The 18,865-nt window shown below is 67.5% G+C and carries 15 protein-coding genes; 5 read left to right on the top strand and 10 right to left on the bottom strand.

Annotation, left to right across the window (positions count from 1 at the left end; all coding sequences use genetic code 11):
* Positions 1-65 precede the first annotated feature (65 nt).
* Both cblA and cblB read right to left on the bottom strand, forming a co-directional pair.
* Positions 66-566, bottom strand: coding sequence for a cable pilus major pilin CblA (gene cblA, locus ACV22V_RS26250; RefSeq protein WP_059447391.1), 501 nt, complete (start codon positions 564-566; stop codon positions 66-68).
* A gap of 3 nt (positions 567-569) precedes the next feature.
* A complete protein-coding gene (cblB, locus tag ACV22V_RS26245) occupies positions 570-1,391 on the bottom strand; it encodes a cable pilus chaperone CblB (RefSeq protein ID WP_448015965.1) in 822 nt (273 codons plus the stop codon).
* A gap of 1,025 nt (positions 1,392-2,416) precedes the next feature.
* Here cblB and msrB point away from each other — a divergent pair.
* The 4 genes from msrB to ACV22V_RS26225 all read left to right on the top strand — a co-directional run bounded on the left by msrB (position 2,417) and on the right by ACV22V_RS26225 (position 7,028).
* Positions 2,417-2,950: a peptide-methionine (R)-S-oxide reductase MsrB gene (msrB, locus tag ACV22V_RS26240; RefSeq protein ID WP_448015964.1), complete on the top strand. Its 534-nt coding sequence runs from the start codon at positions 2,417-2,419 to the stop codon at positions 2,948-2,950.
* A gap of 35 nt (positions 2,951-2,985) precedes the next feature.
* A complete protein-coding gene (locus tag ACV22V_RS26235) occupies positions 2,986-4,866 on the top strand; it encodes a cytochrome c biogenesis protein DipZ (protein ID WP_448015963.1) in 1,881 nt (626 codons plus the stop codon).
* Between the two features lie 60 nt (positions 4,867-4,926).
* Positions 4,927-5,670, top strand: coding sequence for a peptide-methionine (S)-S-oxide reductase MsrA (gene msrA / locus ACV22V_RS26230; protein ID WP_448015962.1), 744 nt, complete (start codon positions 4,927-4,929; stop codon positions 5,668-5,670).
* A 242-nt stretch (positions 5,671-5,912) separates the two neighbouring features.
* Entirely contained in the window at positions 5,913-7,028 is a 1,116-nt protein-coding gene (locus tag ACV22V_RS26225) for an aromatic ring-hydroxylating oxygenase subunit alpha (RefSeq protein ID WP_059534449.1), read from the top strand.
* A gap of 21 nt (positions 7,029-7,049) precedes the next feature.
* Here the strand turns inward: ACV22V_RS26225 and ACV22V_RS26220 are convergent, their stop codons facing one another.
* The 8 genes from ACV22V_RS26220 to ACV22V_RS26185 form a co-directional block, all read right to left on the bottom strand.
* A complete protein-coding gene (locus ACV22V_RS26220; RefSeq protein WP_059534451.1) occupies positions 7,050-7,439 on the bottom strand; it encodes a cytidine deaminase in 390 nt (129 codons plus the stop codon).
* Positions 7,440-7,566: 127 nt separating this feature from the next.
* Complete coding sequence (gene deoA / locus ACV22V_RS26215) at positions 7,567-8,883, bottom strand: thymidine phosphorylase (RefSeq protein WP_448015961.1); 1,317 nt, start codon at positions 8,881-8,883, stop codon at positions 7,567-7,569.
* A gap of 20 nt (positions 8,884-8,903) precedes the next feature.
* Positions 8,904-10,178, bottom strand: a complete 1,275-nt coding sequence (locus tag ACV22V_RS26210) for a NupC/NupG family nucleoside CNT transporter (RefSeq protein WP_059690276.1) — start codon at positions 10,176-10,178, stop codon at positions 8,904-8,906.
* Between the two features lie 345 nt (positions 10,179-10,523).
* Positions 10,524-11,981: a dihydropyrimidinase gene (gene hydA / locus ACV22V_RS26205; RefSeq protein WP_448015960.1), complete on the bottom strand. Its 1,458-nt coding sequence runs from the start codon at positions 11,979-11,981 to the stop codon at positions 10,524-10,526.
* A 46-nt stretch (positions 11,982-12,027) separates the two neighbouring features.
* Positions 12,028-13,536 carry an NCS1 family nucleobase:cation symporter-1 gene (locus ACV22V_RS26200; RefSeq protein ID WP_059690277.1) on the bottom strand — a complete coding sequence of 503 codons (1,509 nt, stop codon included), beginning with the start codon at positions 13,534-13,536 and terminating at the stop codon, positions 12,028-12,030.
* A 99-nt stretch (positions 13,537-13,635) separates the two neighbouring features.
* Complete coding sequence (preA, locus tag ACV22V_RS26195; RefSeq protein ID WP_448015959.1) at positions 13,636-14,943, bottom strand: NAD-dependent dihydropyrimidine dehydrogenase subunit PreA; 1,308 nt, start codon at positions 14,941-14,943, stop codon at positions 13,636-13,638.
* Between the two features lie 90 nt (positions 14,944-15,033).
* Positions 15,034-16,371 (bottom strand): NAD(P)-dependent oxidoreductase, encoded by a 1,338-nt coding sequence (locus ACV22V_RS26190; protein WP_448015958.1) that lies wholly within the window; start codon positions 16,369-16,371, stop codon positions 15,034-15,036.
* 128 nt (positions 16,372-16,499) lie between these two features.
* Positions 16,500-17,780 carry an allantoate amidohydrolase gene (locus tag ACV22V_RS26185; protein ID WP_448015957.1) on the bottom strand — a complete coding sequence of 427 codons (1,281 nt, stop codon included), beginning with the start codon at positions 17,778-17,780 and terminating at the stop codon, positions 16,500-16,502.
* A gap of 362 nt (positions 17,781-18,142) precedes the next feature.
* Here ACV22V_RS26185 and ACV22V_RS26180 point away from each other — a divergent pair, with 362 nt between their 5' ends.
* Positions 18,143-18,841, top strand: a complete 699-nt coding sequence (locus tag ACV22V_RS26180) for a TetR/AcrR family transcriptional regulator (RefSeq protein WP_059698960.1) — start codon at positions 18,143-18,145, stop codon at positions 18,839-18,841.
* Positions 18,842-18,865 lie beyond the last annotated feature (24 nt).

Below are 18,865 nucleotides of genomic sequence, written 5' to 3'. Positions count from 1 at the left end.
TTGGAGGAGTACTACAAAAAACAGGGCGCGCCGTTCAGGCGCGCCCATCGATACAGCCGGGGAGCTTAGCTACCCGACGCCGCGCTCTGCGTAACGATCACGCTGACGAGGCCCTGGTAGCTGCCGGACGCCGTGACGGCTGCGACGGTCTTCTGACCGATCGACAGCGGCAGCACGTTCGAACCTTGTGCCAGTTCGCCGGGGAAGAGTTCTGCCGTCTTCAGCGTCGCCGCCGTGGTGGTCAGCTCGGTTTCACCCAGCTTGACCGACAGCGGAATTTCCGCCGCGCCCGGGCTCGTCTGGTTCTTCAGCGACGGAACAGTCGCGAGGCGGATCTGCAGATCCTTCGCCTTGTCGTTCGTGAAGATCTTCGTGTTCACTACAGCTGCCTGAAGACCCGTACCCGGCAGATATTGCATCTGCATGGTGGTCGGCAGTGCCGAGCCGTCCGCCGACAGCATTTCGAGCGTCGTGTCGACGTTGGCCGTGACGGTGATGTCCTTCTGAACGGCGTAAGCCGACATCGACATCAGGGCTGCGGCAGCGATCGGAACATATTTCAGCATGGGTTAGTCCTTCTGGTTGGTTGAAACAATGGAATGACCCGCCAGGGTCTCGTTATTCGCGCTCGGCGCGTTTATCGCGTCGGCGGAATGCGTGCGCACAATCTTCTGTTGTACTTCTGCCATTCCCCCCACTCGATATCGGATTCGCACATACGGTGCGGAATGCAGCCCCTCCAGCGTGAAGTGCTGGCCCGGGTAGACACTGCGGTCGAATTTCGTCCATTGGCACGACGCTGCGTCCTGCTCGGACTGGCACGCGCCGGCTTCGATCAAACCGATCCGGACGTTGCCGGTATTGGCCAGCGCGCCTTTCGACACGTGGAAATCCGGCACGAGCGTCTTCGGCAGCACACGGACGAGCGGCGCCCAGACGAGGCTGAAGTCGACCTTGCCGGACACATCGTCCTTCGCCGCGGAGTCGTCATCCGACGGTGCCGCCACCGGTTGCAGATAGACGCGATACAGCACCTCCTTTTTCGGCACGCCCAGCGGTATCACCCGCACGAGCCGTGTGCCGCCAGCCGGCAACGCGAACTTGGCCGGCGAGATCACGATTGCGTCGTCGCCGGAATTCATGCTGGCCTCCTCGCGCTCGTGATCCGTCGCCGGATCGATCACGCGCTTCGCGATCGCCTTCACGTATTGCGTCGTATCGGATTTCGAATAGATGCGCAGCTCCGCGGCCGACTCCTTGCCGCCGCCGATCGACGCTGACATCGGATAGACCAGCATGTTCGCGCTGGCAATCGACGATGCAAGCGACATCGCGATTGCGACGAGCGGCATCCCATACGGACCGCATTTCAATATGTTAATAATTCGCATAACTTATCTGTATAAAATCCAGATTAATTCCGATATCAAATCGGCTCGCACATCCCTCATCGATCAGATCCAGAACCGTCTTGGATCTGATCAGTTCGACGTCGTTTGCCACACCTAATTTTCATCGCGTTGACCTTCCGCGCTGATGGCCTACCTGCCTTTCTTCATGCGCTCCGCAATCTGACTTCCCCTCATTCCAGACGAGCAAAGCCGGATCACCTCCATCCCGCGCGGCGACAGCCTGGATGCACGCTTTCGCCGTTAAAGTAGACCGACTCGAGAGACCTCTTGATCATCGGCGACTAATTCGCAATGCGTGCGCGACATCGAATCGATTAGAGTATCTGTAGTCCTACATATAATTACGACATCGATCGCGTTGGAATCGCCTTCGATATACTTCATGCCCGCAAGCGGCGATGGCCGCCGCTTGCAAAAAATAGGTCCCGCGCGAAATTTTCTCACTTGAATTTCTCGAGCCGCCGTTCCCGCCCGAGGTCATCTTGCGAAATTCTTTGATGGATATTTTATAAATCCCTTACAAAGCAAGATATAGGACCAGCACCCAATCTAGGGTTCGCCAAATTAGACAAGTCCTAAATATGGACGAATTTTGACAGTTTGACGCCCCACCGCCTCCTGCAAAGTCGACTCGGTGCGCGCCACGCGGGTTCTCGCGCCCTTCACGCGATATCAGACGGTTCCCGTCGCGGTCAGGCGCGCGCTACCGACTGGACGCCCAGCCGATACACCTCCTCTGTTTTGGACCGGACGCACTTGCCTGAGCGTGACGAGTTTCGTTTGCCCGGATGCCTCATTCGGATCACGGCGCGAGCAAGTGCTCGGCAAACATCAGCGGCTCACCTGCTCGAAGGCCCTTGCCAGTTGGAGCGTAGACGGACGCGAACGCGCCCCGGCGGAGCACCACAAACATCACAATTCCTTTAACTTTCCGTGAGGACTTCGACACCGGCCGCTGTCTACGATAGGCGCATGTTTTCAGGACCTGCTTCCAGGAGCCCATCATGCCCACCCGCAGACATCTGCTGCTGTTCGCCGGCGCCACCGGCCTCGCCACGCTCGCGGCGCTGTCGTCGGCCGGCCGCCGCGCACTGGTCGGCCGCGCGTTCGCCGCGTCGACGGCTGCGCCGAAGATGGCCGCGCCATACGAGGTCACCCTCAGCGACGCCGAATGGCGTCGCCGGCTCACGCCCGCCCAGTACGCGATCCTGCGCGACGCCGGCACCGAGCGGCCGTACAGCAGCCCGCTGAACGACGAGCACCGCCCCGGCACGTTCGCGTGCGCGGGCTGCGGCCTCGCGCTGTTCTCGTCGGCCACCAAGTTCGACAGTCACACGGGCTGGCCGAGCTTCTGGAAGCCGCTCGACCACGCGGTCGCGACCGACGCCGACACGTCGTTCGGGATGGTCCGCACCGAAGTGCACTGCCGCCGCTGCGGCGGCCATCTCGGCCACGTGTTCGACGACGGCCCGCCGCCCACCGGCTTGCGCTACTGCATGAACGGGCTCGCACTCGCCTTCCACCCGGCCGCCGCCTGATCCGGCCCCACTCCCGACCGACTGGAGAACGCATCATGCTGCTCATCGTCCTCGCCTATCTCGGCGGCGTGCTCACGATCCTGAGCCCGTGCATCCTGCCCGTGCTGCCGTTCGTGTTCGCGCGCGCCGACCAGCCGTTCGTGCGCACCGGCCTGCCGCTGCTGGCCGGCATGGCGCTCACGTTCGCCGTCGTCGCGACGCTCGCCGCCGTCGGCGGTGGCTGGGTCGCGCAGGCCAACCAGGCCGGCCGCTGGGCCGCCATCGTGCTGCTCGCGGTATTCGGCCTGACGCTGCTGATGCCGCGCCTCGCCGAACACCTGACGCGCCCGCTCGTCGCCGCAGGCAACCGCCTCACCGGCCTCGCGCAGCGCGACGGCCGCCCGGCCGGCCCGCTGTCGTCGCTGCTGCTCGGCGTCGCCACCGGCCTGCTGTGGGCGCCGTGCGCCGGCCCGATCCTCGGGCTCGTGCTGACCGGCGCCGCGCTGCGCGGCGCGAGCGTCGGCACCACGCTGCTGCTCGTGGCGTACGCGGCCGGCGCGGCGACGTCGCTCGGCGTGGCGCTCGTGATCGGCGGCAAGGTGTTCGCCGCGATGAAGCGCTCGCTCGGCGCGGGCGAATGGATCAAGCGCGGGATCGGCGCCGCGCTGCTGGCGGGCGTCGCCGCGATCGCGCTCGGCCTCGATACGGGGGCGCTCGCGCAGCTGTCGACCGTCACGACGGGCGGCCTCGAGGCGAAGCTCGTCGACCGGCTCGGCGGGCGCTCGAACGGCGCGCCGGCGGCGATGGCCGCGACGGGCTCGCCGGCGGACGGCCCGGCAGACCGCACCGCGAACGGTTCGGGCGGCGCGATGATGGCCGCCACGGCCGATGCCGCGCAGCCCGGCGGCGCGATGATGCGCGCGGCCGAGGTCACGCCCGCGCCGCAGGCGCCGGCCGCGCTGCCCGTCGAAGGCACGCTGCCGTCGCTCGACGGCGCCGTGCAGTGGCTGAATTCGCCGCCGCTGACCGCGGCCGGCCTGCGCGGCAAGGTCGTGCTCGTCGACTTCTGGACCTATTCGTGCATCAACTGCCTGCGCACGCTGCCGTACACCACGGCCTGGGCACGCAAGTACGCGCCGTACGGTCTCGTCGTGATCGGCGTGCACGCACCGGAGTTCGCGTTCGAGCGCGACATCGGCAACGTGAAGAAGGCCGTGCACGACCTCGGCATCGACTTCCCGGTCGCGATCGACAACCACTACACGATCTGGCGCGCGTTCAGTAACGAATACTGGCCCGCGCACTACTTCGTCGACGCGCAGGGGCGCGTGCGCCGCCATCACTTCGGCGAAGGCGAATACGCGCAGTCGGAACGCGCGATCCAGTCGCTGCTCGCCGAAGCCGGCCACCCGGAAGCGCTGAAGGTGCCGCTCGGGCTCGCCGGCGCGCCCGCGAAAGGCGCGCTCGCGGCGGCCGACAGCGCCGACGTCCGCTCGCCCGAAACCTATGTCGGCTATGCGCGCGCGGACGACTTCACGTCGCCCGGCGGCGTGGTGCGCGACACGGCACACCGCTACGACGCGCCCGCGCACCCCGACCTGAACGACTGGGGCCTCGCGGGCACCTGGCAGGTCGGCGCCGAGCGCGCGTCGCTCGCCGCGCCGTCCGGCCGGATCGTCTACCGCTTCCATGCGCGCGACCTGCATCTCGTACTCGGCCCGGGTGCGAACGGCAAGCCGGTGCGCTTTCGCGTGACGCTCGACGGCGCGGCGCCCGGGCCCGCGCACGGCGCCGACGTCGACGCGCAGGGCTACGGCTCGGTCACCGGGCAGCGCCTGTACCAGCTCGTCCGCCAGCCCGGCGCGATCGCCGATCGCACGTTCGCGATCGAGTTTCTCGATCCGGGTGTCGATGCGTACGCATTCACGTTCGGTTGAACGCATGCCAGGCCGACACCCGACCGCCGTCTTCCCCAACGCATTCCGAAGGAGCCAACGATGAACCCGACACCCACCCGCGCCGCCACGCCACGACGGCGCACAGCGATGCTGCGCCGCATCGGCGCCCTCGCCGTCGCGGCCGTCGCCGTGTTCGGCTACCAGCGCATCGTCAACTCCGCCGAGCCGATGCGCACCGTGCCCGCGCCGACCCTCGACGAAACGCCCGGCGCATCGCACGACGAGACGGCCGTGCTTGCCGGCGGCTGTTTCTGGGGCGTGCAGGGCGTGTTCGAGCACGTGAAGGGCGTGAAGCAGGTCACGGCCGGTTATGCGGGCGGCGCGTCCGAAACCGCGCACTATGCGCTCGTCGGATCCGGGCTGACGGGGCACGCGGAATCGGTACGCATCGTCTACGACCCGACGCAGATCACCTACGGCCGGCTGCTGCAGGTGTTCTTCTCGGTCGCGCACGATCCGACCCAGCTCAACCGGCAAGGCCCCGACGAAGGGTCGCAGTACCGGTCGGCGATCTTCCCGACCACCGCGCAGCAACGCGCGGTCGCGACCGCGTACATCGCGCAGCTCGGCACCGCGCACGCGTTTCCGGCGCCGGTCGTCACGCGTATCGAGGCCTACAAGGGGTTCTACCCGGCCGAGGCCTATCACCAGAACTACCTCGAACTGCATCCCGACGCACCGTACATCGCGTTCAACGACCTGCCGAAGGTCGCCGGGCTGAAACACTACTTCCCGGCGCTGTACCGCGCCGATCCGGTCCTGTGGCGCGACGCCCGCTCGTGACCGGCAACCGGCCGCGTGACGGGCTGCGGCCCGTCGCGCGGCCGAGGCCGCGGCCGGGCGGCCTCTCATGCCACGCGCGCCGCCCGTGCCGCGGATTGCGCCGCATCAAACAATCCGCACCCGCCGTGCCGGTGCAAACCCGCATCGCGTCCGCCATGCGGTGCAACTTCGCGTAGACTTCTCCCAAGCCACGCCGCGTGTTGCGGCGTCCGGACCTTCCGTCCAGCCAGGAGGCGTCACGCATGCGCGCAGTGCCTTTGTCTGACAGCGGCACCCTTGAAGAACCGTCCACCGGCGCGGTCGTGCGCGACCTGCGCCGCGTGCCCATCCATCCCGATCACTGGTATCCGCTCGCGTGGTCGCGCGAATTGAAGCGCGGCAAGACGCTCGGCGTGCGCTTCGCCGGCGATCCGATCGTGCTCGTGCGGACCGAATCCGGCGCCGTATACGCGCTCGAAGATCGTTGCGCGCACCGCCAGGTGCCGCTGCATGCGGGCGTCGTGAGCGGCGAAACGCTGCGCTGCTGCTACCACGGCTGGACCTACGCGTGCGACAGCGGCCGCTGCGTCGACGTGCCCTACCTCGGCCGCGAGCGCTTGCCCAACGGCGTGCGCGCCTATCCGTGCCGCGAGGCGCACGGGGTGATCTTCGTGTTCCCCGGCGATGCGACGCTCGCCGACGAACGCCCGTTCCCCGCGCTCGAATCGGCGGACGACCCTGCATTCAAGACGCGCCGCTTCGGCCGCGAGGTCAAGTGCCACTACTCGTTCATGCACGAGAACCTGATGGACATGAACCATCAGTTCCTGCATCGCAAGCAGATGGGGCAGATGCGGGCGCGCGCACTCGGCCGGCGTCGCGGCGACGACTGGGTCGAGGTCGATTACACGTTCGCGCGCATGGAAGGCAAGCAGCCGGTCGGCGAGGCGCTCGTGTTCGGCTCGAGCAAGAAGCCCGGCGACCAGGCCGACAAGAGCGTGATGACGGTGCGCACCGGCTACCCGTATCAGACGCTGCAGATCCGCTCGAGCGAAGGCACGCTCGTGATGGACCTGTGGATCGTCTACGTGCCGCTCGATGCGGAGCAGCGCACCAATCGCACGTTCGGACTGCTGTCGATCCACAAGCCCGGCATCCCGTTCGCGCTCGATCTCGCGTGGCCGCTGCTCGTCTGGTTCACCGAGCGGATCTTCCGCGAGGATCGCTGGATCGTCGAGCGCGAGCAGGAAGCGCACGACCGGCAGGGCGCCGACTGGAACCACGAGGTGTTTCCGGTCATCAACGAACTGCGCGACCTGCTGCGCCAGTGCGGCGCGCGCACCGTGATCCCGATCCGCGACGCGCGCGACGGCGCGTGATGCGTGCAGCGGCGTGCTCCGCTACAGGCTGAACGCGCCGGGCAGCAACGCGCGGGCCGTCGTAATCTCGACGGCCCCTTTCAGGTTGGCCAGGATCACTTCGATATCGGGGCGGCCGATCTCGATGATCACCTGACGGCACGCGCCGCACGGCGCGATCGGGCCGTCGGTGTCGCCGATCACCGCGAGCCGGGTGAAGTCGCCCGGACGATAGCCGGCGGCGATCGCTGCGAACATCGCCGTGCGTTCCGCGCAATTGCACAGTCCGTACGACGCGTTCTCGACGTTGCAGCCGTGAAAAACCGTTCCGTCGCGCGCCTGCAGCGCAGCGCCGACCTTGAAGCGCGAATACGGCGCATACGCGCGTTCGCGCGCCGCCCTGGCCTGTTCGATGAGTTCGTCTCGTTCCATCTCGATGGTGCCTCCAGTCGTGTGCGGGGATGCCTCGACGCGATACATCCCGGCCGGCACGATACACCCGTCATGTGAAGCGGGCGCCGATACCCGCACGTTCCGCCGCGCCGGCATCAGCGTCCGGTCAGCCGATCTGCCCGCAAATGGTCGGCGGCGCCTCGCCCGTCTCGCCCAGCAAGTAGCTTTGCCGCACCTCGTCCACCGCACGTGCGGCGGCCGCGTCGTCGCGGGCATGCACATAGCCGAGCGGCTGGCCGGCTTCGACGCGCTGCCCGATCTCCGCGAGCGCCGTCAGGCCGACACGGTAGTCGATCGCATCCTCCGCGCGCGTGCGGCCGCCGCCGAGCGCGACGACCGCGAGCCCGAGCGCGCGGCAATCGACCCGCTGCACCACACCGCTCGCGGGCGACGGAACCGGCACGATCACATCCGCCCGCGCAAGATGACGCGCGGGCGCTTCGATCAGGTCCACGGGGCCGCCGAGCGCCGCCACCATTCTCGCGAAGCGCTCCGCCGCCGCGCCCGAGTCGAGCGCCTGCTGCAACATCGTGCGCGCCTGCGCGACATCGCGCGCCAATCCGCCGGTGACGAGCAACTGCGCCGACAGCGCCATCGTCACGTCATGCAGGCGCGCCGGTCGCGACTGGCCCGTCAGGTAATCGATCGCACACGCGACTTCGAGCGCATTGCCCGCGCACGGCGCGAGCGACTGGTTCATGTCGGTCAGGATCGCGGTGGTCTTCATGCCGGCGCCGTTGCCGACGTCGACGATGCTGCGTGCCAGCTCGGCCGATTTCTCGGCAGTCGGCATGAACGCGCCGGAGCCGACCTTGACGTCCATCACGAGCCCGTCGAGCCCCGCCGCGAGCTTCTTCGACAGGATCGACGCGGTGATCATCGCGACCGACTCGACGGTCGCCGTCACGTCGCGAATCGCATAAATGCGCTTGTCCGCCGGCGCGAGCCGCGCGGTCTGCCCGATGATCGCGACGCCGACGTCGCGCACCGTGCGGCGAAACGTGTCCGTGTCCGGTGTCACGTCGTAGCCGGGGATCGCACTGAGCTTGTCGAGCGTGCCGCCCGTGTGGCCGAGCCCGCGCCCCGAGATCATCGGCACGTAGCCGCCGCATGCGGCCACCATCGGCCCGAGCATCAGCGACACGACATCGCCGACGCCGCCCGTCGAATGCTTGTCGATCACCGGTCCGCCGAGATCGAGCGCGCGCCAGTCGAGCACGTCGCCCGAGTCGCGCTGCGCGATCGTCAGCGCGACGCGCTCATCGATGCTCAGGTCGTTGAAGTACACGGCCATCGCGAACGCCGCCACTTGGCCCTCGGTCACGCTGCCATCGGTCACGCCGCGCACGAACGCGGCGATCTCGTCGCGATCGAGCGGCTGCCGGTCGCGCTTGCGGCGAATGAACTCCTGCGGCAAAAACATCGTTGCGTCTCCTCGATTGCTCAGTGCAGCGAAAAGAACAGGCCGGCGATCGCCGCGCTCATCAGATTCGACAGCGTCGCGGCCGTCAGCGCACGCAAGCCATGCCGCGCGACTTCCGAGCGGCGCTCGGGCGCGACCGCGCTGAAGCCGCCCGCGAGAATGGCAATCGACGAGAAGTTCGCGAAGCCGCACAGCGCGAACGACACGATCGCGAGCGTCTTCGGGTCGAGCACCTGCAGGCCGGCCGCCGCGACGTGCTCGCCGCCCTTCAGATACGGCGACAGGTCGCCGTACGCGACGAATTCGTTGAAGATCAGTTTCTCGCCGATGAAGTTGCCGGCCAGCGCCGCATCGTGCCACGGCACGCCGATGATCCACGCCAGCGGCGCGAACAGGTGGCCGATGATGCCCAGCAGCGTCACCTGCGGAAAGCCCGCGAACGCGGCCACGCCGCCGACGATGAGGTTCATCAGCGCGATGAGCCCCACGAACGCGATCAGCATCGCGCCGACGTTGATCGCGATCCGCAGGCCGACCGACGCGCCGGACGCCGCCGCCTCTATCACGTTGGCGGCCCGCTTGTCGTCGAAATCGAGCCCGTCGACCACGACGCGACTCGGCTCGACGGTCGGAAACAGCAGCTTGCCGAACAGCAGCCCGCCCGGCACCGCCATGAACGATGCGGCGAGCAGGTACTCCATCTTCACGCCGAGACCGGCGTAGCCGACCAGCACCGAGCCCGCGACCGACGCCATGCCGCTCGCCATCACCGTGAAGATCTCGGCGCCCGTCATGTGCCGAACGAACGGCTTCACGAGCGCGGGCATCTCGCTCTGCCCGAGAAAGATCGTCGCGACGGCCGAGCACGCCTCGATGCGGCTCACGCCGAGCACTTTCGCGAGCCCCGCGCCGAGGATCGCGACGATCCACTTCATCACGCCGACGTAGTAGAGCACCGCGATCAGCGCGGTGACGAAGATGATCATCGGCAGCACGCGCAGCCCGAACACGAACCCGCCGTCGCCGAACAGCTGGAACATCCGGGCGTCGACCAGCCCGCCAAATACGAACGCGATGCCGTGATTGCCCATGTCGAGCACGCGATTGACGCCGTTCGCGGCCGCCGCCAGCGCCGCGCGGCCCGACGGCACGAACAACACCAGCGCGCCGATCGCGAACTGCGTGAGCAGCGCGGCGATCAAGGTCCGGCCGCTCACCGCGCGCCGGTTGTTCGACAGCAGATAAGCGACCAGCAGCAGGAACAGCATGCCCAGGAGACTGCGCAGAATATCCACCTTGTGCTCCTTTCTCTCTATGTTTATTGGACTGCTCGGCACGCGGCCCGGCCCGGCACGCGCGTGTAACGCCGTCGGTGGATATTACTCGCCGTCATGCATGACGACAACGCAAACAAAATGGCATGCTCCGTGGGGAGTCGCTTGCATCGTCGATTTGCTCAGTTCTTCTATTTACCTGCAAGTTGAATGGACGCGACGACGTTCGATCGGTCCCATATATTGAAAGAATCGAGTGGAGTCCGAAAAGAGACGGGGCGGCAACGCACATGACCAGCCGCATGAACGCGCGCGGGGCGTGCCGTTCGAACGGACACGCCCCGCGCAATGGACGACGTATGTCGCTCAGCCCCCGCGTTCGACCGGATGCGGCTCGCGCAGCCGGTTCGCGATGCGCGCAGCCTCGTAGTAGCCGGCCGCGGGCGGCCGTTTCAGATAGCGGCCCGCGCCGCGCACCGCACGCAGCTCGCCGTCGGCCCATGCGAGCGCGCCGCGCGTGAGCGTATGCGTCGCGACGCCCTGCACGGTCATCCCTTCGAACACGTTGAAGTCAACCTGCTGGTGATGGGTCTTCACCGAGATCGTCTTCGTTGCGGCGGGATCCCATACGACCAGATCGGCGTCGGCGCCGACCTGCACGGCCCCCTTGCGCGGATACAGATTGAAGATCTGCGCGGCGTTCGTCGATGTGATCCGCACGAATTCGTTCGGCGTGATGCGGCCATGATTCACGCCGTGATGCCACAGCACCGACATGCGATCCTCGACGCCGCCGCAGCCGTTCGGGATCTTCGTGAAGTCCTCGCGGCCCATCGCCTTCTGCGACGCGCAGAACACGCAATGATCGGTCGCGGTCGTATGCAGCTGCCCCGCCTGCAGCCCGCGCCACAGCGCCTCGCGATGCTCGGCCGACCGGAACGGCGGGCTCATCACGTGCGCGGCCGCACGCGTCCAGTCCGGATCGCGATACACCGACTCGTCGATCACCAGGTGGCCCGGCAGCACCTCGCCGAACACGCGCAGCCCTTCGCTGCGCGCGCGCGTGATCGCATCGACCGCGTCCTTCGCCGACACATGCACGATATACACGGGCACGCCGAGCACCTGCGCGATGCGGATCGCGCGGTTCGCGGCCTCGCCCTCGACCTCGGGTGGACGCGACAGCGGATGCGCCTCCGGCCCGGTCATCCCGCGCGCGAGCAGCGCCTTCTGCAACTGGAACACGAGCTCGCCGTTCTCCGCGTGCACGGTCGGCAGCGCGCCGAGTTCGAGCGAACGCGAGAAGCTGTTCACGAGGACCTCGTCGTCGGCCATGATCGCGTTCTTGTACGCCATGAAGTGCTTGAAGCTCGACACGCCATGCTCGCGCACGAGCGTGCCCATGTCGCGGTGCACCGATTCGTCCCACCACGTGACGGCCACGTGAAAGCCATAGTCGGCCGCGGCCTTCTCGGCCCAGCCGCGCCACTCGTGGAACGCGTCCATCAGCGGCTGCTTCGGGCTCGGAATCACGAAGTCGATGATGCTGGTCGTGCCGCCCGACAGCCCGGCAGCCGTGCCCGAGTAGAAATCGTCGCTCGCCGTCGTGCCCATGAACGGCAGTTCCATGTGCGTATGCGGATCGATGCCGCCCGGCATCACGTACTGGTCGTTCGCATCGACCACCGTCGCGCCGGCCGGCGCGTCGATCGTCTCCGCGATCTGCAGGATCGTGCCGCCGTCTTGCGGGTCGGCACACAGTACGTCCGCGCGATAGGTGCGGTCCGCATCGACCACGGTGCCGCCGCGAATCAGGATTGCCATTTGGTTGCCTCCTCGTTGACTGTCGGGTGCCGCATGCGTTCGCGCATCACGCGCTCGCGATCTGCGCGCGCTGTCCGGCGCGCCACTTCATCCAGGTGCCGTACACGCCGGACGCCAGCACGAGGCCGACGAACCACGCATACGTGTAAAGCGTGTTGAAGAACGCCGGCACGTTCGGAAACGACGCCGGGAACGCGGTATGCAGGAAGCCGGGGAGGTTCGGCAGCACGCCGATCGCGAGCGCCGCCAGCGCGGCGGGGTTCCAGCCGCGTGCGTAGCTGAAGTCGCCGCGCTCGTCGAACAGCGCGCGCGTATCGAGCCGCGTGCCGCGAATCAGGAAGTAGTCGACCATCAGGATGCCCGCGACCGGCCCGAGCAACGCCGAGTAGCCGACGAGCCAGGTGAAGATGTAGCCGTCCGTCGTCGCGAGGATCTTCCACGGCATCATCACGATCGCGAGCGTCGCGGTGATCATCCCGCCCGTGCGGTACGAGATCGCCTTCGGCCACAGGCTCGAGAAATCGTAAGCAGGACCGACCAGGTTCGCCGCGAGGTTGCAGCACATCGTGTCGAGCGTGAGGATCACGAGCGCGATGCCGACGCCGATGCCGGTCATCCGGCTCGTCAGGTCGATCGGATCCCAGATCGCGTTGCCGTAGATCACGACGGTGGCCGACGTCACCACGACCGACACCACCGACAGCAGCGCCATCGGCAACGGCAGCCCGATCGACTGCCCGATCACCTGGTCGCGCTGCGAATGCGCGAAGCGCGTGAAGTCGGGAATGTTCAGCGCGAGCGTCGCCCAGAAGCCGACCATCGCGGTCAGGCCCGGCCAGAACGTCGCCCAGAAGAGTCCGGCCTTCTTGCCGCCCGCAACGAACTGCGACGGCGCCGACAGCATCGTGCCGAAGCCGCCCGCCTGCGACGTCGCCCACCAAACGAGCGCGACGCACATCACGACCTTGATCGGCGCGGACCAGCTCTCGAGCCAGCGGATCGAATCGGTGCCGTGCCAGATGAAGTACAGCTGCAGCGCCCAGAACACGAGAAAACACGCGAGCTGCCCGAACGAAATGCCGACGAGCGGCAGCGCGGCGCCGTGCAATGCGTTGCCGGTCAGGATGTTCAGCAGCGTGTAGATCGCGCTGCCGCCGAGCCAGGTCTGGATGCCGTACCAGCCGCACGCGACGATCGCGCGCAGCAGCGCGGGCAGCTTCGCGCCCTGCGTGCCGAACGACGCGCGCACGAGCACCGCATACGGAATCCCGTGTTTCGCGCCCGCATGGCCGATCAGCAGCATCGGCACGAGCACGATCAGGTTGCCGAACAGAACGGTCAGCACGGCCTGCCACGGCGACATGCCTTCCTGGATCAGCCCGGCCGCGAGCATGTACGACGCGATGTTCATCACCATCCCGACCCACAGCGCCGCGAAGTGATACCAGCGCCACGTGCGCTGCGACGCCGTCGTCGGCGCGAGGTCGTCGTTGTACAGGCTGCCGGCCGGCGCCGCGGCGCTGTCGGGATCGGCGGGAATCGCTGCTGGTTTCATCGGACGCGCTCCACGTAAACGTCAGCGCCGGCATCGTGCGATGCCGGCAGAACAGGACACAAGCAGCAGCGCGGGCGATACCGCGCCGCCGGCCGCCGGTCAGGCCGCCTTCGCGTGTTTCGCGGGCTCCGCCGGGCTCGCACCCGCGTCGGCACGCGCCGGGTTGTTCGGATGCGTGGTCCAGTTCGCATAATCGCCCGCGTCGACCCGCTCCATCGTGATGCATTGCTCGACCGGACACACATGCATGCAAAGATTGCACCCGACGCACTCCGCGTCCACCACTTCGAAGTGCCGCACGCCGTCCTTATCGGCCGTGATCGCCTGGTGCGACGTGTCCTCGCACGCGATATGGCACAGCCCGCACTGGATGCAGCGGTCCTGATCGATGCGCGCCTTGATGTCGTACTTCAGGTTCAGGTATTTCCAGTCGGTCACGTTCGGCACCGCGCGGCCGCGCACGTCGTCGAGCGTCGCGTAGCCCTTCTCGTCCATCCAGTTCGACAGCCCGTCGGCAAGATCGGACACGATACGGAATCCGTAATGCATCGCGGCGGTGCATACCTGCACGCTGCCGGCGCCGAGCACCATGAACTCGGCCGCGTCGCGCCACGACGAAATCCCGCCGATGCCGGAGATCGGCAGGTTCGGCGTTTCCGGGTCGCGCGCGATCTCCGCGACCATGTTCAGCGCGATCGGCTTGACCGCCGGGCCGCAGTAGCCGCCGTGCGTGCCCTTGCCGTCGACGGTCGGCATCGGCGCCATCTGGTCGAGATCCACCGCGACGATCGAGTTGATCGTGTTGATCAGCGACACGCCGTCCGCGCCGCCCTTGTAGGCGGCGCGTGAGCCCATCCGAATGTCGCTGATGTTCGGCGTGAGCTTCACGAGGCACGGCAGCTTCGTGCCTTCCTTGACCCAGCGCGTGACCATCTCGACGTATTCCGGCACCTGCCCGACGGCCGCGCCCATCCCGCGCTCGCTCATCCCGTGCGGGCAGCCGAAGTTCAGCTCGACCGCATCGGCGCCCGTATCCTCGACGAGCGGCAGGATCCATTTCCAGTCGCGCTCGTTGCACGGCACCATCAGCGACACGATCAGCGCACGGTCGGGCCAGTCGCGCTTCACCTGCGTGATCTCCTTCAGGTTCACGTCGAGCGGCCGGTCGGTAATCAGCTCGATGTTGTTCAGGCCGGCGATGCGCTGGCCGTTCCACTGCACGGCGCCGTAGCGCGAGCTGACGTTGACGACGTGCGGATCGAGCCCGAGCGTCTTCCAGACGACGCCGCCCCAGCCCGCCTCGAACGCGCGATTGACGTTGTACGCCTTGTCGGTCGGCGGTGCGGAGGCCAGCCAGAACGGATTCGGCGAAGTGATACCTGCGATGGTGCAGCGAAGGTCGGCCATGTTCGGCTCCGTGAAAATGGGGCGTTTATCGTGGTTCGCGTGGCGCGCGCCATGCACGCAATACGCGCGATGCCGTTGCGTATGCCGTGCTCACGCGGCCTTGGCAGCGCGCTGCGCGAGCGCCGCGTCGATCGCCGCCGCCGCGCGCTTGCCGTCCTGCACGGCCTGCACCGTGAGGTCGATGCCGTCCGTCGCCGCGCAATCGCCGCCGGCCCACACGTCGGGCAACGCCGTGCGTCCGTCCGCGTCGACCGCGATGCGCGTGCCGTCCGTCGTCAGCAGCGCGGCCGCGACACCGTCCGGTGCCAGCGTCTGACCGATCGCCTTCAGCACCATGTCCGCGTCGACGGTGAAACGCTCGCCCGACGCGGCCTCGAATTCGACACCCGTCACGTGCCCGTCCGCGCCCGCGATGCGCACCGGCTTCGCGTGCGTGACGAGCGTGACGCCGCTCTTTTGCGCGAACTCGCGTTCGGCCCAGGTCGCGCTCATCGCGTCCACGCCGCGCCGGTACACCATCGTCACGCGCTCCGCGCCGAGCTTGCGGCTCTGCACGGACGCGTCGATCGCCGTGTTGCCGCCGCCGATCACGACCACGCGCCGCCCGACCGGCACGTTCTCCAGCGCGTCGGCCTGCCGCACCTGCTCGATGAAGTCGACCGCGTTCATCACGCCGGTCAATTGCTCGCCGTCGATCGCGAGCGTGCGCACGCCGCCCAGGCCCATCGCGAGAAACACCGCGTCATGCCGCTCGCGCAACGCGTCGAGCGTCACGTCGCGGCCGAGCGCGACACCGGTTTCCACCGCGATACCGCCGACCGACAGCAGCCACTCGACTTCGCGTTGCGCGAAATCGTCGACGGTCTTGTACGCGGCGATCCCGTATTCGTTCAAGCCGCCCGCCTTCGGCCGCGCGTCGAACAGCGTGACGCGATGCCCGGCGAGCGCGAGCCGGTGCGCACAGGCGAGCCCGGCCGGCCCCGCGCCGACCACCGCGACATGCCGCCCCGTATCGGGCGCACGCGTGAAGCGCACCGCGCCGCTCGCCATCGCCCAGTCGGTCGCGTGCCGCTGCAGCGCGCCGATCGCGACCGGCTGCGCATCCTGGTGATTGCGCACGCACGCGCCTTCGCACAGGATCTCGGTCGGGCACACGTGTGCGCACATCCCGCCGAGCGGATTCGCGGACAGGATGTCGGTCGCGGCGCCCTTCAGGTTGCCGTTGCCGATCTTGCGGATGAAGCTCGGGATGTCGATCTGCGTCGGGCATGCCTGCACGCACGGCGCGTCGTAGCAATAGTGGCAGCGGCTGGCGGCGGCCGCGGCGGCAGTCGGATCGAGCAGCGGCGCGATATCGGCGAATTCGCACGAGAGTTGCGTGGACGACAGGCGATGCGCGGCGATATCGCCGGTTGGCTTGGTGGTCATACGCGTTCCTTCGACTGGTGGAGACAAAGCCGTCCCCGCCGGCTGCGAATGCACAGTCGGGGCGGTCCTGCTTGGGCATGCCACGGTCAGGCGACGATCAGCCTGCCGGCTGCGCTAGATCCGATCCGTCATGAAGCCGGCTCGCATGCGCGCGACAGCATCGCGTGCAGCAGCACGTTCGCGCCGGCCTCGATCCACGCAGGCGTCGCGTCCTCGATCTCGTTGTGACTGATGCCGTCGACGCAGGGTACGAACACCATCGACGTCGGCGCGACCTGCGCCAGATAGCAAGCGTCGTGCCCCGCCCCCGACACGATGTCGCGATGCGAGTAGCCGAAGCGATCGGCCGCGTCGCGCACCGCCGCCACGCAGGCCGGATCGAACGCGACGGGCTTGTAGTAGAAAATCTGCTCGAGCGCGGTGTCGAGCCCGATCTCGCCCGCGATGCGCGCGACGCAGTCGCGCAGCGCGGCGTCCATCTCCGCGAGCACGGCGTCGTCCGGATGACGGAAATCGACGGTGAAGAACACGCGGCCCGGAATCACGTTGCGCGAGTTCGGGTGAACCTGCATCATCCCGACCGTCGCGCAGCCGAACGGCGCGTGATCGAGGCCGATCCGGTTCACGAGATCGACCACGCGCGATGCGCCGAGCAGCGCATCGCGACGGCGCGGCATCGGCGTCGGCCCCGCGTGCGCTTCCTGGCCGGTGAACGTGATCTCGTACCAGCGCTGCCCCTGCGCGTCCGTCACGACGCCGATCGTCTTGCACTCCGCCTCGAGAATCGGCCCCTGCTCGATATGCAGCTCGAACGCCGCATGCAGCTTGCGACCGCCGCAGGGTACGTCGCCCGCGTAGCCGATGCGCGCGAGTTCCTCGCCGATCGTCTTGCCGTCGACGTCCTTGCGCGACAGCCCGTACTCGAGCGGGAACACGCCCGCGAACACGCCCGACGCGACCATCGCCGGCGCGAAGCGCGAGCCTTCCTCGTTGGTCCAGATCACGACCTCGACCGGATGCTCGGTCTCGATGCCGTGATCGTTCAGACTGCGAATCACCTCCAGGCCGCCGAGCACGCCGTAGATGCCGTCGAAGCGGCCGCCCGTCGGCTGCGAATCCGCGTGCGAGCCGGTGACGACCGGCGCCGCGTCGGCCACGCGGCCCGCGCGGCGCATGAACACATTGCCCATCGTATCGACCGTCACCGTGCAGCCGGCGGCTTTCGCCCAGCTGACGATCAAGTCGCGTCCGGCCTTGTCGAGATCGGTCAGCGCGAGGCGGCAGACGCCGCCCTTCGGCGTCGCGCCGATCTTCGCCACCTCCATCAGGCTGTCCCACAACCGCCTGCCGTCGACCTTGATCGACGTGTCGAATGCTGCCCGCTTCACTGTTTCCGATACCGCGTTCATTCGTATCGCTCCTGTGGGGTCGGTCATGCCGTCATTCCGGTCGCCGCCGGTGCGTGCATTGCTGCCGTCGGGGCAAACCCGCACCGGCGAGGTGCAGATGTGCATCGTTCGCGTGATTCGTCCGACCGATCGGCGGATTGCCGGCACTGCATTCCGTCGATCATCAAATCCTGTCCGATTGGACAGGTTTTAGACGATCAAAATGCCCAGCGCAATGTCTTTCTTGCGTGAATCGAACGAGCGAGAAACGTGCCACCGCATCGCAGCATCGCGCACGCCGATGCGGACGAGCACGTGCGTTCGACGCGAACCAGCGGCTAGAATGAAGCGCAACGCGGCATGCAAGCCGCGCGAGGGTAACGATGAGACATGACGAAGCGGCCGCCGAAGTCACCGGCGACGACGAAGCGAACATGCCATTGCGGCGACGCAAGGCGCACATCCGCGAGTCCAACGAAGCGCATCTGCTGGCCTGTGCGGAAGCCGTATTCGCGGAGCGCGGGCTCGACGGCGCGAGCACGGCGATGATCGCCGAACGTGCGGGCCTGCCGAAGGCGAACCTGCATTACTACTTCCCGACGAAGCTTGCGCTATACCGTCGGGTGCTCGACGACCTGTTCGAAGACTGGCACCGCGCGGCCGGATCGTTCGAGGCCGGCGACGATCCGGTCGAGGCGATCGGCGGCTACGTGCGCGCGAAGATGGATCTGTCGCGACGGCGCCCGCTCGGCTCGAAGGTCTGGGCCAACGAGATCATCCACGGTGCCGCGCACATGCAGGACATCCTGTCGGAACGCGTGAAGCCCTGGTTCGACACGCGCGTGAAGGTGATCGAAGGCTGGATCGCGCGCGGGCTGCTCGCGCCGATCGATGCACATGCGTTGATGTACCTGATCTGGGCGACCACGCAGCACTATGCGGATTTCGATGCGCAGATCCGCGCGCTGAGCGGCAAGCGTGCGTTCACGCAGAAGGCGTTCGCCGAAACGACCGAGCAGGTCGTTCAGCTCGTGATCCGCGCGTGCGGTGCGGTGTCGCCGGAGGCGGCCCGCGATCGGTGACGTAACTGCCGAACGCGCGCCGCC

It is taken from the genome of Burkholderia sp. AW33-5, assembly GCF_053427615.1.
The sequence above is the reverse complement of the archived record's forward strand: the minus strand, read 5'-3'. Positions and strand labels throughout refer to the sequence as shown.

Coding starts and splice junctions, on each gene's coding strand:
- preA (WP_448015959.1), bottom strand. CDS start 14,943: ATGGCCGACCTTCGCTGCACCATCGCAGGTATCACTTCGCCGAATCCG.
- deoA (WP_448015961.1), bottom strand. CDS start 8,883: ATGTTTTTGCCGCAGGAGTTCATTCGCCGCAAGCGCGACCGGCAGCCG.
- ACV22V_RS26200 (WP_059690277.1), bottom strand. CDS start 13,536: ATGAAACCAGCAGCGATTCCCGCCGATCCCGACAGCGCCGCGGCGCCG.
- ACV22V_RS26235 (WP_448015963.1), top strand. CDS start 2,986: ATGCTGCTCATCGTCCTCGCCTATCTCGGCGGCGTGCTCACGATCCTG.
- ACV22V_RS26220 (WP_059534451.1), bottom strand. CDS start 7,439: ATGGAACGAGACGAACTCATCGAACAGGCCAGGGCGGCGCGCGAACGC.
- ACV22V_RS26185 (WP_448015957.1), bottom strand. CDS start 17,780: ATGAACGCGGTATCGGAAACAGTGAAGCGGGCAGCATTCGACACGTCG.
- ACV22V_RS26190 (WP_448015958.1), bottom strand. CDS start 16,371: ATGACCACCAAGCCAACCGGCGATATCGCCGCGCATCGCCTGTCGTCC.
- msrA (WP_448015962.1), top strand. CDS start 4,927: ATGAACCCGACACCCACCCGCGCCGCCACGCCACGACGGCGCACAGCG.
- ACV22V_RS26180 (WP_059698960.1), top strand. CDS start 18,143: ATGAGACATGACGAAGCGGCCGCCGAAGTCACCGGCGACGACGAAGCG.
- ACV22V_RS26225 (WP_059534449.1), top strand. CDS start 5,913: ATGCGCGCAGTGCCTTTGTCTGACAGCGGCACCCTTGAAGAACCGTCC.
- cblB (WP_448015965.1), bottom strand. CDS start 1,391: ATGCGAATTATTAACATATTGAAATGCGGTCCGTATGGGATGCCGCTC.
- hydA (WP_448015960.1), bottom strand. CDS start 11,981: ATGGCAATCCTGATTCGCGGCGGCACCGTGGTCGATGCGGACCGCACC.
- cblA (WP_059447391.1), bottom strand. CDS start 566: ATGCTGAAATATGTTCCGATCGCTGCCGCAGCCCTGATGTCGATGTCG.
- msrB (WP_448015964.1), top strand. CDS start 2,417: ATGCCCACCCGCAGACATCTGCTGCTGTTCGCCGGCGCCACCGGCCTC.